General features: G+C 60.5%; 7 protein-coding genes. 5 read left to right on the top strand and 2 right to left on the bottom strand.

All coding sequences use genetic code 11. The features are described from left to right. Positions 1-166: 166 nt before the first annotated feature. On the top strand, positions 167-8,749 hold the full coding sequence (locus tag ACOYNB_RS12215; RefSeq protein ID WP_422839324.1) for a beta strand repeat-containing protein: 8,583 nt from the start codon (positions 167-169) through the stop codon (positions 8,747-8,749). Here the strand turns inward: ACOYNB_RS12215 and murI are convergent, their stop codons facing one another. After that, on the bottom strand, positions 8,750-9,601 hold the full coding sequence (murI, locus tag ACOYNB_RS12210) for a glutamate racemase (RefSeq protein WP_422839323.1): 852 nt from the start codon (positions 9,599-9,601) through the stop codon (positions 8,750-8,752). It lies immediately after the preceding gene. A 173-nt stretch (positions 9,602-9,774) separates the two neighbouring features. Between murI and ACOYNB_RS12205 the strand changes: the two genes are divergently transcribed. The 4 genes from ACOYNB_RS12205 (at position 9,775) to ACOYNB_RS12190 (ending at position 14,459) form a co-directional block, all read left to right on the top strand. Beyond that, entirely contained in the window at positions 9,775-10,524 is a 750-nt protein-coding gene (locus ACOYNB_RS12205) for an electron transfer flavoprotein subunit beta/FixA family protein (RefSeq protein WP_374258628.1), read from the top strand. An 11-nt stretch (positions 10,525-10,535) separates the two neighbouring features. Beyond that, a complete protein-coding gene (locus ACOYNB_RS12200) occupies positions 10,536-11,465 on the top strand; it encodes an electron transfer flavoprotein subunit alpha/FixB family protein (protein WP_422839322.1) in 930 nt (309 codons plus the stop codon). A gap of 91 nt (positions 11,466-11,556) precedes the next feature. Beyond that, positions 11,557-13,362, top strand: coding sequence for an acyl-CoA dehydrogenase (locus tag ACOYNB_RS12195; protein ID WP_374258624.1), 1,806 nt, complete (start codon positions 11,557-11,559; stop codon positions 13,360-13,362). 134 nt (positions 13,363-13,496) lie between these two features. Then, positions 13,497-14,459 (top strand): NAD(P)H-dependent flavin oxidoreductase, encoded by a 963-nt coding sequence (locus ACOYNB_RS12190; RefSeq protein WP_422839321.1) that lies wholly within the window; start codon positions 13,497-13,499, stop codon positions 14,457-14,459. 16 nt (positions 14,460-14,475) lie between these two features. Here the strand turns inward: ACOYNB_RS12190 and ACOYNB_RS12185 are convergent, their stop codons facing one another. Beyond that, positions 14,476-15,258: a response regulator gene (locus ACOYNB_RS12185; RefSeq protein ID WP_422839320.1), complete on the bottom strand. Its 783-nt coding sequence runs from the start codon at positions 15,256-15,258 to the stop codon at positions 14,476-14,478. Between the last annotated feature and the right edge of the window lie 120 nt (positions 15,259-15,378).

The following is a 15,378-nucleotide window of genomic DNA, read 5'->3' as shown; positions in this document are numbered from 1 at the left end:
ACGAGGTGATCAGAGTTATTTGGATGGCATCTGAGTGAGCCCTGATCACACCGTTTATTCGCGGATACCAGCCTGACGTTTTTTTTTAGGCTGATGACTGCGAAATCCGTTTCGAGCAATTGTGCTTGGGGCGGGTGATTTTTCACGAACAGATATCGGGTGTCCCATGGCCTCAATCATTGACTCGTTGACCACCGCGCAGATTGCGACGCTGTCGACCACAACGATCGCGAAACTGACCACGGCCGATTGGGCGGCATTCGATACAGACCAAATCGCGGCGCTGACCACGACGCAAGTCAAGGCGATTGAGACGGCAGACATTGCTGTACTCAGTACCGACCAGATTCAGGCATTCCAGACCGATCTGATTCGCTTGCTCAGCACAGCCCAAGTCCGGGCGCTGACCACGGCATCGATCGAAGCGCTGACGACCGAGCAGGTCACGGTGCTGACGACCAACCAGATTGGCGCCTTGTCGACCACGCAGGTGGTTGCACTGGAAACGGAAGACATCGACAAGCTGGACACCACACAGATCCGGGCATTCGGCAGCGCTCAAATTCGTGCGCTGGAGACGGATCAGGTGGCGGCGCTCAACACCAGTCAGGCCGCAGCACTGACCAGTGCCCAGGTGAGCGCACTGACCACCACCCAGGTGTCAGCGGTCACGACGGATGCCATCGAGGCATTCGGGACCACCCAGATCAAGGCGCTGAGCAGCTCTCAAGTGGCTGCGTTGACCACCGACCAGGTGTCCGCGATTGAGACGGGCGATATTTCTGCGCTGACCACGTCCGCCTTGCGTGGCCTGACGACCAGTGGCATTCAGGCGCTGGGTACCGATCAAGTGGTGGCGCTGGCGACCACGCAAGTGGCTGCGCTGACGACCACTCAGGTTGCCGCAATCACGACAGAAGACGTGGACGCGCTGACCACCACACAGATCAAGTCGCTGGGTTCGACCCAGATTCGTGCACTGACCACCGAACAGGTCGTGGCGCTGAACACAGACCAAGTCACCGCCCTGACGACTGCCCAAGTCAGCTCTCTGACGACCACCCAGGTCAGCGCGATCGCCACAGATGACATTCAGGCCCTGACGACGGGGCAGATCAAGGTACTGACCAGCGCACAAGTCGGCGCATTGTCGACCGAGCAGGTGGCAGCAGTGCAGACCGAGGATCTGGTCGTGCTGACCACAGCCGCCATCAAGGGTTTGACCACTGATGGCGTGCAGGCACTGACGACCGAGCAAGTGGCGGCACTGACCACCGCACAGGTGGCGGGGCTGACGACCACCCAGGTCGCATCGATTCAAACCGAAGACATTCAGGCGCTGACCACCGATCAGATCAAGAGCTTGACGACGGCGCAGGTGAAGGCGCTGGTGACCGATCAGGTCGACGCGCTGACCACCTCTCACGTTGGTGTGCTGAGCACGGCGCAGGTGACGGTGCTGAGCACGGCTCAGGTGTCGGCCATCTCGACGGAAGACATCAGCGCCATGGGGACGACCCAGATCAAGACGCTGAGCAGCACGCAAGTGGCCGCGCTGAGCACGGGCCAAGTGTCGGCGATTGAAACCACCGACATCTCGTCGCTGACCACAGCCGCCATCAAGGGCCTGACCACGGACGGTGTTCAGGCTTTGAGCACTGAGCAAGTCGCCGCCTTGAGCACCGCCCAGGTGGTGGGCTTGAGCACCACACAAGTCTCGTCGATTGCAACCGACGATGTCGCTGCGCTCACCACCAACCAGATCAAGGTGCTGAGTTCCACGCAGGTCAAGGTGCTGGGCACTGATCAGATCGCTGCGCTGGGTACACAGCAGGTGTCGTCCATGGTGTCGGCGCAGGTGTCTGCACTGACAACGGCTCAGGTTGCCGCCATTGCGACGGACAACGTCAATGCCTTGGGTTCAGCTCAAATCCGTGCGCTGACCAGCGCGCAAATGGCTGCACTGAGCACCGATCAGATCGCTGCCATCGCGACCGATCAAGTCACCGCGATTACCACGGCAGCGCTGCAGGGAATGACCACCAGTGGTGTCTTGGCGCTGACCAGCGATCAAGTCGCGGCCTTGTCCAGCACACAAGTTGGCGCGCTGAAGACGGCTCAAGTTGCTGCGATTGGCACGGACGATGTGGCCGCAATGACTACGACCCAGGTGCGAGCCTTCAGCTCGGCACAGGTTCGCGCATTGGGCACTGATCAGATCGGTGCTTTGACGACGGATCAGGTCAAATCGCTGACTTCTGCGCAGGTCAACGCGCTGACCACCGCACAGGTTGCTGCCATCGAGACCGATGACATCGCGGCCATGGGCACGACGCAGATCAAGGGCTTGTTCAGCTCGCAGATCGCTGCGTTGACCACAGAGCAGGTGGCCGCCATTCAAACTGGGGTCATCTCTGCGATCGCAACGGCTGCGCTGCGTAGCCTGACGACAGACGGTATCCAGGCCTTGACCACCGAGCAGGTTGCTGCACTGGGGACGGCACAGGTTGCTAGTCTGTCCACCGCACAAGTGGCGGCCATTGCGACGGATGACGTTGCGGCCATGGGCTCAGCACAGCTGAATGCGTTCAATTCGGTCCAGATCCGAGCCTTGGGTACCGATCAGATCGCCGCGCTCGAAACTTCACAGATCGGCAAGCTGGCGACCACGCAGATTGCTGCCATGACCACGGCGCAAGTGGCGGCGATTTCCAGTGAAGACATCGCTGCGATGGGTAGCAGCCAGTTCAAGGTGCTGACCAGCGCCCAAGTGGCCGCACTGACGACCGAGCAGGTCGCGGCCATTGAGACGTCGGACATCACGTCGATCACCAGCGCTGCCTTGCGTGGCATGACGACCGATGGCATCAAGGCGCTCACGACTGAGCAAGTTGCGAACCTGACTGCCGTGCAGGTGGGTGGCTTGACGACGGCCCAAGTCGCAGCCATTGAAACCGATGATCTGAATGTTTTGAGCAGCACACAGGTGCGTGCGTTGGCTTCTGCGCAAGTGGTGGCTTTGGGTACGGATCAGGTAGCTGCGCTGAACACCACGCAGGTCGCAGCACTGACCAGTGCGCAAGTTTCTGCAATCACGACCACGCAGGTGTCTGCCCTGACGACGGACGCGGTCGTCGCGCTGACCACCGACCAGGCCCGTATGTTGAGCAGCGCCCAAGTGGCGGCCTTGACCACAGAGCAGGTGGCAGCCATCCAGACGGCTGACCTCAATGCGGTGACCACAGCGGCCATTCGTGGCCTGACAACCGATGGCATCCAGGCCTTGACCACCGAGCAAGTCTCGTCGCTGTCGACCACACAGGTTTCCGCTCTCAAGACCTCGCAAGTGGCTGCTCTGGCTACGGACGATGTCGATGCCCTGACCACAGCGCAGATCCGCTCGCTCACCACCGCACAAGTTTTTGCCTTGGGTAGCGACCAACTTCAGGCGCTCAATACCAACCAGGTGGCAGTGCTGACCTCGGCGCAAGTCGCAGCGCTCGGTACGGCACAGGTGGCCGCGCTGGCAACCGATGACGTTGCAGCCTTGGGCACCACACAGTTGGCCGCTTTCAACAGCGCGCAAACGGCTGCGATGGCCACCGATCAAGTTGCTGCGATTGACGTGGCCGATATCCATGCCTTGACCACTGCGGCTGTGCGTGGCCTGACGACGACCGGCATTCAGGCGCTGACCACTGATCAGGTCGCTGCATTGACCACCACCCAGGTGGCTGCCTTCTCCACGAATCAGGTCGCCGCCGTCGAAACAGATGATGTGCGCGCACTGACCACCAATCAGATGCGTGTGCTGACCAGTGCGCAGGTCGCCGCGTTGAGTTCGGACCAGGTTGCCGCCATCGGTACCGATGACATCTCGGTGCTGACGACCGCAGCGGTGCAAGGGTTCACCACTTCCGCGATTGCCGCGTTGACCACAGAGCAAGCGTCGTTGCTGACGACTTCTCAGTTGGCTGCGTTGTCGACCACGCAAATCCGTGCAATCGAGACGGATGACCTGCAGTCGCTGACCACCAACCAGATCCGCGCCCTGACCACGGCACAAGTCCATGCCTTGACCACAGATCAGATCGTGGCGCTGGGTACGGATCAGGCGGGTGTCCTGACTTCCGCTCAGGTTGGTGCCTTGGCAACGGATCAGGTGGTTGCCATCCAGACTGAAGACATCGCTGCACTCGGCACTACTCAGCTGGCATCGTTGAGCAGCGCGCAGACCATTGTCCTGGGTACCGACCAGGTGGCTGCCTTTTCCACCAGTGCCATCAGCGGCCTCTCGTCGACGGCGCTGCGAGGGTTGACCACTGCAGGCATCCAGGCCTTGTTGACCGACCAAGTCTCTAACCTGTCCACAACCCAGGTGGCTGCACTGACCACCAACCAGGTCAAGGCGCTGGAAACGGATGACTTGGCGGCCTTGACCACCAACCAGTTCAAGGTGTTGACCAGCGATCAAGTCCGTGCGTTGGGCACAGACCAGATCGTGGCACTGACCACGGATCAAGTGGGTGTGTTGACATCTGCGCAAGTGACGGCGTTGACCACAGCACAAGTGGCGGCGATGGCAACCGATGACGTGGCAGCCCTGGGCACCAACCAGATTCGCTACTTCACGAATGCCCAAGTGGCGGCCATGACCACCGATCAGGTTGCTGCGATCGAAACACGCGACATCACGGCATTGACATCGTCTGCGGTGCAAGGCCTGACGACCGATGGCATCCAGGCGCTGACCACTGAACAAGTGGCTGCGCTGACCACGGCACAAGTGGTGTCTCTGACCACCGATCAGGTGGCCGCCATGGCGACCGACGATGTCCAGGCACTGACGACCACGCAGTTCGCTGTCTTGTCAGCAGCACAGATCAGGGCGATGGGTACGGATCAGATCCATGCCTTGACGACCGATCAAGTGTCAAACCTCACCACGGCGCAAGTTTCCGTGCTGTCGTCGACACAAATTGCCGCGGTGTCGACAGATGACATCGCGGCCATGGGCACCAACCAGATCAAGTCGCTGACCAGCGTGCAAGTGGCTGCGCTGACCACGGATCAGGTTGTGGCGATTGAAACCAGTGATATTTCTTCGCTGAACACCGCCGCCCTTCGTGGTCTGACCACGGATGGGGTGAAGGCCTTGACCACCGACCAAGTGGCGGCCCTCGCCACCACGCAAGTCGCAGTCTTCTCGTCGTCGCAAATCGCCGCGATGGAAACCGACGATGTCGTTGCCATGTCCAGTGACCAGATCAAGGTTTTGGGCAGCACGCAGGTCGCAGCATTGACCACCGAACAAGTGGCCGCCATCGCAACGAATGACATCGTGGCGATGAACACCACGGCGCTGCGCGCCATGACCACCGATGGCATCCAGGCGCTGACCTCGGATCAAGTCTCGGTGCTGGGTACGGCACAGGTGGCTGCGTTGACGACTTCGCAAGTGCAGGCGGTTCAGACAGAAGATCTGGCTGCGATGACCACCGACCAGATCAAGGTACTGGGCAGCGCTCAGATCCGTGCGCTGGGTACGGAACAGGTTGGCGCCTTGACAACGGAACAAGCGCAGGCGCTGACGACCGTCCAAGTGGCTTCGCTCACGACGACACAAGTCGCTGCGATCTCCACGGAAGACGTTGCTGCCCTGAACACCAACCAGATCAAGGTTCTGACGGGTGCGCAGTTGGCTGCGATGACCACAGACCAAGTCGCAGCGATTGAAACCAGCGACATCAGCTCGCTGACGGCCGCGTCGCTGAGCAGCATGACCACCGATGGTGTGCAGGCACTGAGCACTGAACAGATCGTTGCGCTGAGCACCACACAAGTGGTCGCACTGACGACAGCACAAGTCCACGCCATGGGGACGGAGGATGTGGCTGCCTTGACCACCGATCAGGTCAAGGCCCTGTCTGCCGCACAACTCAAGGGCATGGGCACCGATCAGATTGCCGCGTTCACAACCAGCCAGGCGTCTGTGCTGACGGCGACGCAGGTAGCCGCTCTGACCAGCAGCCAAATCGCTGCGGTGACCACGGAAGACATCCTTGCGCTGGGCACCACCCAGGTTGCCGCGCTCGGTAGCACGCAAGTTGCCGCGCTGACGACGGAACAGGTTGCCGCCTTCGAAACGGGTGACATCGGCGCCATGGCTTCTGCGGCGCTGCGCTCCATGACCACCGAAGGCATCCAGGCGCTGTCTTCTGATCAGGTGGCTGCACTGACAACGGCTCAGGTTGCCAACCTGACCACAGGTCAAATCGCCGCCATCGCCACCGACGACATCCCCGGGCTGACCACCACGCAGTTGCGTTCGCTGACTGCGGCGCAAGTCAAGGCGCTGACCAGCGACCAGATCCAGGCATTGACCACTGAGCAACTGCATACCGTTGCCACGGCCGTGATCCAGTCCCTGAGCACGGCCCAGATCGCCTCGATCTCGACCGAAGACATTGCTGCCTTCGGCACGGATCAGATCAAGGCGTTGTCCAGCACGCAAGTGGCCGCCCTGACCACCGACCAGATCACCGCCATCGAAACCAGCGACATCTCGGCGCTGGGTACCGCGGCCCTGCGCAGCATGACCACCGAGGGCATTCAGGCGCTGTCGACTGATCAGACCGCTGCACTGACAACGGCTCAGGTAGCAGCTTTGGGTACCAATCAAGTTGCTGCCATGCAGACGGATGACGTCGCTGCGCTGACGACCGATCAAGTCAAGTCCTTGAGCGTGACGCAACTGGCCGCGATGAGCACGGAGCAGGTTGCAGCATTCGAAACGGGCCAGGTGTCGACGCTGACCACCACGCAAGTGGCGTCGTTGTCGAGTTCGCAAATCGCGGCCTTCGGCACTGAAGACATCGCTGCGCTCAACACCAATCAGATCAAGGCTCTGGGCAGCGCACAACTGGCTGCGCTGAGTACAGATCAGGTCGCTGCGATGGAAACCGGTGACATCGGCTCGCTGAGCACCAGTGCGCTGCGCGGTCTGACCACCGAAGGCATCCAGGCACTGACGACCGAGCAGGTTGTGGCGCTGGGCACCGCACAGGTTGCTGCGTTCACCACCACGCAACTCAATGCCATGGCCACAGATGACCTGGCATCGCTGACCACCACGCAGATCAAGGCGCTGGGTACGGATCAAATCCGCTCCTTGAGCAGTGATCAGCTGGACGCATTGACGACCACGCAAGTGGGCGCTCTGACGACGGCCCAACTGGTTGCCATGACCACCACGCAAGTGGCAGCCATTGCGACTGACGATCTGGCTGCGATGAGCACGACGCAGATCAAGGCCTTCACCAGCGATGAGTTCAAGGCCTTCACGACCGATCAGATCGTGGCCTTGACCACAGACCAGGTGGGGGCGATCACCACGCTGCAAATCTCGGCCATGACCACAACGCAAATCGCCGCGATTGCAACAGATGACATCGTTGCCTTCCAGACTGCTCAGGTTCATGCCTTCAGCAGCACCCAAGTCGCTGCGCTGACGACCGAACAAGTTGCAGCCTTCCAAACCGAGGACATCGCAGCCATCAGCACCCAGGCCATCAGCAGCCTGACCACGGACGGCATTGCTGCCTTGAGCAGTGATCACCTGGCAGCACTCAGCACCCAGCAGGTTGCAGCGCTGAGCACCAGCCAGGTTCACGCTTTCGAAACTGCTGATCTGCAATCGCTGACCACTTCGCAAATGGCAGCGTTCAAGACGGCGCAAATCGTGGCCTTGAGCACCGAGCAGTTCGCGTCGCTGACGACCGACGACATCGTCGCGTTGACCACGGCGCAAGCTGCCGTGTTGACGACCGAACAGATCGTGGCTTTCACGACCGATCAGATCGCAGCGCTGCAAACCGCAGACATCCGGGCCATGTCGATGACCCAGATCTCGGCCTTCGAAGCCGATGACGTCTCGGCGATGTCGGGTGCTCAACTGGATGCGATGTTCGCCGCAACCCCGATTGTTCTGGATCTGGATGGCAACGGTGTGAGCACAGTCTCCAAGGCAGTCTCTGGCGTCACGTTCGACCTCAATGGCACGGGCAACGCGACACAGGTCGGCTGGGCCTCATCGACCGATGGCCTGCTGGTCATGGATCGCAACGGTGACGGCATCATCAACAACGGCACCGAGCTGTTCGGCTCTGGCACGCTGAAGTCTGACGGTACGCATGCTGGCAACGGCTACGTCGCCATGGCACAGCTTGACAGCAACCAGGACGGTACCCTGTCTGCCACCGATGCTGACTTCGGCAAGCTGCAGGTCTGGGTGGACCGCGATCAAGACGGCGTCACGGATGCTGGCGAACTCAAGTCGCTGGCCGACCTTGGCATCCTCTCGCTGGATCTGCACGCCCAGACCGGCACCACGGTGGACAACGGTAACCTGTTGAAGCTGGTCTCCAGCTACACCACGACAGATGGCAAGTCGCATGACATGGCCGACGTCTGGTTCCAGCAGGGCGCGGCCGCAGACGCCAGCACCTCAACGCAAGCTGCCCAAGTCAGCGTTGCAGATATCTTGGCTGCACCAGCTGAGTCCGAAGCGCTGAATCAGCTGAGTGGCACGGACGGCAGTGCAAGTGCCACCTCCAGCAGCATCGCGTCGACCACTGCCACGGCAGACACCAGCACGGCCGCAACAAGCACCGCCGTTGCCGACACCTCGCTGGCCGTTGATCCGCTGAAGGGCCTGCTGGATGATCAGAACAAGAACTTGCTGATCTGATCAGGGGAGGGGGCGGGCCTCCGCCCTCAACCCCAGCCAGCGGTGCACCGTTTCACTCAGGTGCTTCGGGTCGCCGCTGCTCCACAGCCTGGTTTCGCCCTTATGTGGCGGACTCAGGCTGTTGTCATTGGAGGGGGTGCCGTTCAATTGACGCGCGACCTGACGTGCCACGGCCTCTGCCGTGTCGATGATCGATACATGTTCGCCAAAAGCGTGTGAGAACAAGGCACGGACGAAAGGATAGTGCGTGCACCCCAGCACCACGGTGTCGACGCCAGCCTCTTTCAAAGGAGCGGAAAAAACCGTCACCAGTTCACGCAGCCTGGGGCTGTCCAGCACACCGGTTTCAATTTCTTTGGCGAGACCGGGGCAAGCTTGCAAGGTGATGCGCGCCTCGTGGACATGCCGCGCCACCAGTTGACGGAACTTTTCGCTTGCCAGCGTGCCAGGCGTGGCCAGCACACCGATGCACTTGCCTGGCGATTGCTTGACCGCGGGCTTCACCCCCGGTTCAACGCCGATGATCGGCACATGCGGCCATTGCGCGCGCAGCGCGTGCACCGCGGCAGCGGTGGCTGTGTTGCAAGCCACGACGATGGCATCCGCCCCTTGACCCAGCAGAAAGCGGCTGATGTGCAGACTGCGTGCCGTGATGTGCGCCACGTCCTTTTCCCCATAGGGTGCATGACCGGAGTCGGCCACATAGAGCATTTCTGCATGCGGCAGGCGTGCGCGGAGCGCCTGCAGTACAGACAATCCCCCCAGTCCGGAGTCAAACACCCCAATTCGGTGTCCTTCACCCTTGTCGGGGGTCAAATCAACTGCACTGACGTCGGTAATTTGACTGGGCATGAACAAAAATCGTCACCTGGACGAAGCGCTTTCACCATCGAAGTCGCATATTGTCTTTCTTTTACGCAGTTGAGGGGTGCACGGAGTGCCAACTCACTGTAGAATCGAACGATCGTGCTTTTTTGGGCACGGCTTTTTACTCAACTCTTCCTCATGACGCAGGAGAACAACTCATGAAGGTTCTGGTTCCGGTCAAGCGGGTTGTGGACTACAACGTGAAAGTTCGCGTGAAGTCTGACGGCTCTGGTGTCGACATCGCCAACGTCAAGATGTCCATGAACCCCTTCGACGAAATTGCCGTCGAAGAAGCCACCCGCCTGAAGGAAAAGGGCGTTGTTACCGAGATCGTCGCCGTCTCCGTCGGCCCAGCTCAGTGCCAGGAAACCCTGCGTACTGCGATGGCCATCGGTGCTGACCGTGGCATCCTGGTTGAAACCGACGAAGAAGTTCAGCCTCTGGCCGTTGCCAAGGTGCTGAAGGCTCTGGTCGACAAGGAACAACCTCAGCTGATCGTTCTGGGCAAGCAAGCCATTGACGACGACTCCAACCAAACTGGTCAGATGCTGGCTGCTTTGGCCGGTCTGCCCCAAGGTACTTTCGCCTCCAAGGTGGAAGTGGCTGGCGACAAGGTCAACGTGACCCGTGAAGTCGACGGCGGTCTGGAAACCGTTTCGCTGAGCCTGCCAGCCGTGGTCACCACCGACCTGCGTCTGAACGAGCCTCGCTACGTGACGCTGCCTAACATCATGAAGGCCAAGAAGAAGCCCCTGGAAACCGTGAAGCCGGCTGACCTGGGTGTGGACGTGGCCCCCCGTATCAAGACCCTGAGCGTGGCAGAGCCTGCCAAGCGTTCCGCTGGTATCAAGGTTGCCGACGTGGCGACCCTGGTCGACAAGCTGAAGAACGTCGCCAAAGTGATCTGAGGAGATAACGCATGACCGCTCTCGTTATTGCTGAACACGACAACAACAGCATCAAGGGTGCCACCCTCAACGCCGTGACCGCTGCCAAGGCTTTTGGCGACGTCGTCGTTCTGGTTGCTGGCTCCAACGCTGGTGCTGCTGCCGCTGCTGCCGCTCAAATCGCTGGCGTTTCCAAGGTTCTGCACGCTGACGGCGCTCAACTGGCTGATGGCCTGGCTGAGAACGTGGCTGAGCAAGTGCTGGCCGTGGCTTCGGGCTACAGCCACATCGTGTTCCCCGCTACCGCTTCGGGCAAGAACGTGGCTCCTCGCGTGGCCGCCAAGCTGGACGTCGCTCAAATCTCCGAAATCACCAAGGTGATCTCGGCTGACACTTTCGAGCGTCCCATCTACGCTGGTAACGCCATCGCCACCGTTCAATCGGCTGACGCTGTCAAGGTGATGACCGTTCGTGGTACCGCTTTCGACGCTGCTGCCACCACCGGTGGTTCCGCTGCTGTGGAAACCGTTGCTGCCGCTGCTGACTCCGGCAAGTCCTCGTTCGTCGGTCGCGAAGTGACCAAGTCCGAGCGTCCTGAGCTGACCGCCGCCAAGATCGTCGTGTCCGGTGGCCGTGCCCTGGGTTCTGCCGAGAAGTTCAACGAAGTTCTGCCTCCGCTGGCTGACAAGCTGGGCGCCGCCATCGGTGCTTCGCGCGCTGCTGTGGACGCTGGCTACGCCCCGAACGACCTGCAAGTCGGTCAAACTGGCAAGATCGTTGCGCCTCAACTGTATGTCGCCTGCGGTATCTCCGGCGCCATCCAGCACTTGGCCGGTATGAAGGATTCCAAGGTCATCGTGGCCATCAACAAGGATCCAGAAGCCCCGATCTTCCAAGTGGCTGACTTCGGTCTGGAAGCCGACCTGTTCGTGGCTGTGCCCGAACTCGTCAAGGCCCTGTAATTTGGGGACTCATGGCAGACTCATGGTCTGACTGAGAACACCCTCAGGGGCGTCTTTCGAGGCGCCCCTTTTGTCGTTATTGGAGAAACACATGTCCTATCGCGCTCCCGTTAAAGACCAGCTGTTTTGCATGAAGGAACTGGCTGGCCTGGACAAGGTCGCTCAGATCCCCGGTTTTGAAGACGCTGGCTACGAAACCGCCCAAGCCGTTCTGGAAGAAGCCGCCAAGTTCAACGAAGAAGTCGTGGCCCCCCTGAACTGGAGCGGTGACCAAGACCACGGTTCCTGGGACGACGGCAAGGTGCGTACCTCTGCTGGTTTCAAGGATGCCTACAAGGCCCTGACCGAAGCCGGCTGGCAAGGTCTGCAACAGCCCGTGGAATACGGCGGCCAAGGTCTGCCCAAGATCATCGGTGCGGCTTGCATTGAGCACACCATGGCTGCCAACCTGAGCTTCTCGCTGTGCTCGATCCTGACCACTGGCGCCACCGAAGCCCTGTTGACCGCTGCCAGCGAAGAGCTCAAGCAGCGCTACATCCCCAACATGATCTCCGGCAAGTGGACTGGCTCCATGAACCTGACCGAGCCTCAAGCCGGTTCGGATCTGGCTCTGGTGCGCTCGAAGGCGGTCAAGCAGGAAGACGGTACCTACCGCATCTCCGGCCAGAAGATCTTCATCACCTACGGTGAACACGACATGGCCGAGAACATCGTCCACCTCGTGCTGGCCCGTACCCCTGACGCGCCTGAAGGCGTGAAGGGCATCTCCTTGTTCGTGGTGCCCAAGTTCATGGTCAACGAAGACGGTTCGCTGGGCAAGCGCAACGACGTCTACTGCGCCTCCATCGAAGAAAAGCTGGGCATCAAGGCTTCGCCGACTGCTGTGCTGGTCTACGGTGACAACAAGGGTGAAGTCGGCGAAGGCGCCATCGGCTACATCGTGGGCGAAGAAAACCGCGGTCTCGAGTACATGTTCATCATGATGAACGCTGCTCGTTACGACGTGGGTCTGCAAGGTCTGGCCGTGTCCGACCGTGCTTACCAACACGCCGTGGCCTACGCCAAGGACCGCGTGCAGTCGCGTCCCGTGGACGGTTCGCAGCCTGGTTCTGCCGCCATCATTCACCACCCCGACGTCAAGCGCATGCTGCTGACAATGCGTGCACTGACCGAAGGGGCTCGCGCCATGGCTCTGGTGGGCGCTGCTGCTTACGACACCGCTCACCATCACCCCGATGCGGAAGTCGCCAAGCAAGCTCAGGCTTTCTACGAATTCCTGGTGCCGCTGATCAAGGGCTTCTCGACCGAGAACTCCGTTGAAGTGACCTCGCTGGGCGTGCAAGTGCACGGCGGCATGGGCTTCATCGAAGAAACCGGCGCCGCTCAGTACTACCGCGATTCGCGCATTCTGCCGATCTACGAAGGTACGACTGCCATCCAGGCGAACGACCTGGTGGGCCGCAAGACTGCACGTGACAAGGGCGCTGTGGCCAAGGCCGTTGCCGCTCAAATCGCTGAAGTCGAAGCCCAACTGGCTGGTCGCGACAGCGCTGCAGGCAAGAAGCTGGCAACCCAGCTGAAGGCCGCTCGCGAAGCCTTCCTGGAAGTGGTGGAGTTTGTTTTGGCCAACGTCAAGACCAACCCCAACGCCGTGTTTGCTGGCTCGGTGCCTTACCTGATGCTGGCTGGTAACCTGGTGTCGGGTTGGCAAATGGCACGTGCCCTGATCGTGGCCGAAGACAAGCTGGCTGCTGGTGAAGACGCCGACTTCATGACCGCCAAGATCGCGACTGCCCGTTTCTACGGCGATCACATCCTGGCTCGAGTGGCTTCGCTGCGCGACATCATCCTCAACGGTGGCGATAGCGTGTCGGCCATGCCTGTGGATGCCTTCTGATCGATTGATCAAGGTTTAACGCACAATCGGTGATAGCCGGTTGTGTGATGAATCCGATGCCCTCACTCGGCCCGTCCGGTGAGGGCATTTTGCTTTGCCCATTTGCACATTTGCACATTGATATGGAGACCCGAATGCCCTTGCCGTCTGTTTTGCAGCGCGTGCCGTTTCCGGTGATCGCGTCTCCCATGTTCATCATCAGCACCCCCAAACTGGTGATCGCCCAATGCACATCTGGCGTCGTGGGATCCATGCCGGCACTCAATGCTCGCCCAGCCTCGCAACTTGACGAATGGTTGGCTGAGATCACCGAGTCTTTGGCTGCATGGAACGCAGCGCACCCAGAGCAGCCCGCCGCACCGTTTGCCATCAATCAGATCGTTCACAAAAGCAATGACCGACTCGATTGCGACATGGCACTGTGCGAGAAATACAAAGTGCCGCTGGTGATCACTTCTCTGGGGGCCCGTGAAGATGTCAATCAAGGGGTGCACAACTGGGGCGGTGTCGTGCTGCATGACGTCATCAATAACCGGTTCGCACACAAGGCGGTGGAGAAAGGGGCAGACGGCTTGATTGCCGTGTGCGCCGGTGCGGGCGGTCATGCCGGGACCACGAGCCCCTTCGCTTTGGTGCAGGAAATTCGAGAGTGGTTCGATGGCCCATTGGCCTTGTCTGGTTCCATAGCGACCGGGCGTGCCATTCTGGCGGCGCAGGTGATGGGGGCAGACTTCGCCTACATGGGCTCTGCGTTCATCGCGACGGATGAAGCACGTGCAGTCGATGCCTACAAGCAGATGATTGTGGACAGCAGCAGTGCAGACATCGTGTACGCCAGCAAGTTCACCGGTGTGCACGGCAACTACTTGCGTGGCTCCATCGTCAACGCTGGCCTTGACCCCGATCACCTCGACGAGGGTGATCCCAGTGACATGAGTTTTGGCAATGCCGAGCCCAAGCTGGCCAAAGCATGGAAGGACATTTGGGGGAGCGGGCAGGGTATTGGCGCCATCAAGGCCGTTCAACCCACGGCCGAATTGGTGGCACGCCTCAAGGCTGAGTACGCGCAAGCGCGATCAGCCTTTTGTCGACCTTGAGCGGGGTGTGCAACGCTTAGCGAACCCGCCAGCCTGCAACCGATGGGCCGGCAGGTGTGGTGCCGTAAGCGGTCGTTCGGTACGGGTGCCCGATGCCTCCGTTTGCTGGGGCCTGTACCGCTTGCTTTTGCAGGATCTGGCTTACCGCAATCACAGCTTGCGTGCGCGAGTTCACGCCGAGCGCGCGCAACACGGCCGCCACGTGGTCCTTCACTGTTTCGACGGACAAGCCCAACTCACGCGCGATCAGCTTGTTGGGTTGCCCCTTGAGCAGCAGGTTCAGTACGTCGGTCTGACGCGGGGTGAGCCCCAGTTCGCTCAAGGACGGCATGGTTTGATAGCCGAAATCCTGAGCCTCTTGCCGGACTTGCTGCAGTTGCACTGACCCCGTGGCCGAGCCATCGCCACTCATCGTCATGGGGGGCACATAGACGCCCCCTGACATCACCTGCTGCAAAGCGTCGAACAGGGTTTCGTTGCTGGCACGCTTGGGGACAAATCCCATGGCGCCCAGGTCAATGGCGCGGATGACATCACTGGTCCGGTCGGACGCGGAAATGACCACCACCGGAATGGCTGGGTAGCGGCTGCGGAATTCACCCAGCAGGTCAAAGCCATCGGCATCGCCAAGGTGCAAATCCAGCAGCACCAGATCGTAATTGGCGTCTGCACGGAGGGTGTCACGTGCTGCGCGCCCGCTGTCTGCCGCGTCGACGGTGACGTTTTCGCCCAGGCCTTTGATGACCGACTGCAGGGCAGCCACGATCAGTGGATGGTCGTCGATCAACAATACCTTCATGGCGCGAAACTCCTGCTTGTGTGCCACCCCAGTGCCGTCGATTCAGCGTTGAATGCCGGTGGGGCGGTTATTTTTTGAATGAGTCGATCATAGAGGCGGAACGTCGCGAAGAAGTCCCCC

Source organism: Aquabacterium sp., from assembly GCF_049317225.1.
Lineage (GTDB): Bacteria > Pseudomonadota > Gammaproteobacteria > Burkholderiales > Burkholderiaceae_C > Aquabacterium.
The sequence above is the reverse complement of the archived record's forward strand: the minus strand, read 5'-3'. Positions and strand labels throughout refer to the sequence as shown.

Excerpts from the sequence above, each read along its gene's own strand:
- ACOYNB_RS12195 (WP_374258624.1), top strand. The coding sequence starts at position 11,557 with ATGTCCTATCGCGCTCCCGTTAAAGACCAGCTGTTTTGCATGAAGGAA.
- ACOYNB_RS12205 (WP_374258628.1), top strand. The coding sequence starts at position 9,775 with ATGAAGGTTCTGGTTCCGGTCAAGCGGGTTGTGGACTACAACGTGAAA.
- ACOYNB_RS12215 (WP_422839324.1), top strand. The coding sequence starts at position 167 with ATGGCCTCAATCATTGACTCGTTGACCACCGCGCAGATTGCGACGCTG.
- murI (WP_422839323.1), bottom strand. The coding sequence starts at position 9,601 with ATGCCCAGTCAAATTACCGACGTCAGTGCAGTTGATTTGACCCCCGAC.
- ACOYNB_RS12185 (WP_422839320.1), bottom strand. The coding sequence starts at position 15,258 with ATGAAGGTATTGTTGATCGACGACCATCCACTGATCGTGGCTGCCCTG.
- ACOYNB_RS12190 (WP_422839321.1), top strand. The coding sequence starts at position 13,497 with ATGCCCTTGCCGTCTGTTTTGCAGCGCGTGCCGTTTCCGGTGATCGCG.
- ACOYNB_RS12200 (WP_422839322.1), top strand. The coding sequence starts at position 10,536 with ATGACCGCTCTCGTTATTGCTGAACACGACAACAACAGCATCAAGGGT.